The sequence below is a fragment of the Sphingopyxis sp. genome, from assembly GCF_016463645.1.
Lineage (GTDB): Bacteria > Pseudomonadota > Alphaproteobacteria > Sphingomonadales > Sphingomonadaceae > Sphingopyxis.
Map to the genome: position 1 here is coordinate 1 of NZ_JAEMQX010000263.1, position 1736 is coordinate 1736.

2 protein-coding genes are annotated in these 1736 nt (G+C 65.4%); both read right to left on the minus strand.

Features of this window, described 5'->3' with window-relative positions; all coding sequences use genetic code 11:
* On the minus strand, positions 1-1345 hold a 1345-nt coding region (locus tag JHC57_RS22380; protein ID WP_294032758.1), incomplete at its 3' end, for a glycoside hydrolase family 125 protein.
* 7 nt (positions 1346-1352) lie between these two features.
* A partial coding sequence (locus tag JHC57_RS22385; RefSeq protein WP_294032759.1) for a glycoside hydrolase domain-containing protein occupies positions 1353-1736 on the minus strand: 384 nt, incomplete at its 5' end.

Consider the following 1736-nt stretch of genomic DNA (forward strand, 5'->3'; position numbering starts at 1 on the left):
TGAAGTTCTTCGGATCGTCCTTGTGGAAGCTTTCGTGCATGAAGCCGGTGCCGCCATGCGTCGTCTTCAGCCAGCGGAGGCATTGCAGGATCGTCGCGTCATCGTCGGCGTTCATCGCGCGGGTGATGATCGACATCGGCCAGATCATGTCGAGGCCGATATGCGGGCCGCCGATCCCCTCGGCCGCCGTGCCCCGGAAGAAATAGGGGTTGCGCTCCGACCACGCGAGCGCCGCGGTGCGGAGGAAGAGCGGGTCCTTCTTGTCGACGACGTCGATCAGCGGCAATCCCGACAGGCTCGGCACATTCGCATCGTCCATGAAGACGTAGTTGCCGAAGCCGTCGATCTCATAGGCCCAGACCTGACCGCCCTTGCCGTCGTCGATCAGCGCATGCGCTTTCAACGCTGCCTCGACCTCGGCGGCGAGCGTCTCGGCATCGGTCGCCGCTGCATTGTCGCCGCGCGCTTCGCGGTGGACGGTGGCGATCTTGCGCAGCACCGATACCGCGAACAGGTTCGACGGGATCAGGAAGGGATAGAGGCACGCATCGTCCGACGGGCGGAACATCGAATGGATCAGCCCGACCTTCCGCGTCGGCGCGCCGTAACCGCCGAGCATCAGGCTGTCGGTCGGCTGAAGCGCGGGGCGCTGGAAGCTGTACGGCCCCGGGCCGTCCTTCCGCTGCTGTTCGCGGAAGGTCGCCACCGCGAGCTTCATCGCGCGCGACCATGTCTCGTCGAACGGCGCCTTGTCCTTCGTGCGCGTCCAATATTCATGGCTGAGGCGCATCGCGTAGCAGAGCGAGTCGATTTCCCATTTCCGCTCGGCGACGCCGGGCTTCATCTCGGTCTTGTCGGTCTGCGACCATTCGAGCTTTGACGGCGCGGTCGGATCCTTGTCGAAGGCATTGGCATAGGGATCGATCAGGATGCAGCGCGCCTGGCGCTGGATCAGCCCCTGGAACAGCCGCTTGAGCTTTGCGTCCTTCGCGACGAGGTGGATATAGGGCTGCACCTGCGCCGAGCTGTCGCGCAGCCACATCGCCTCGATATCGCCGGTGATGACGAAAGTGTCGGGGCGGCCGTCGATCGTCCCCGTCTGGACCGTCGTGTCGAGCGTGTTCGGGTAGCAATTCTCGAACAGCCACGCGAGTTCGGGGTCGGCGATCTTCGCTTTCACGCGCGAAATCTCGGCCTCGATCGCGGGGCTGGTGAAAGCGCGCTGCGCAGGCGCGGGACGCTTGCTGGCGAAGCTGCCCGCGGCGGCGCGTGCGGCGGCGGGCATCGCGGCCGCCAGCGCGAGTACGCCGGCGCCGGCCATGATCTCGCGGCGGTTGGGGGTCATGCTCATCCTACTTTCCACGGCTGATCGAGAAGGGCGCATCGGCGGGGGCGCTGCCCCATTGCTTGTTGGGTCTGGCGCCCATCACGAAATCGACCGTGCCGCCCTGCGACAGCGCGCCATGAGTGAAATAGGTCTTCGATTGCGGCTTGCCGTCGAGCGCGACCGACTGGAGATAGACGTTCGCATTGCTGTTGTTCGCGGCGTTGATCGTCAGCGTCTTGCCGCCCGGCATCGTCAGCACCGCCTTCCGGAACAGCGGGCTGCCGATCGCATACTCGCCCGTCGCCGGCGCGACCGGATAGAAGCCCAATGCCGAGAAGACGTACCAGGCCGAAGTCTGGCCATTATCCTCGTCGCCCGGATAGCCGTCGGGCGCCGACGAATAGAGCTT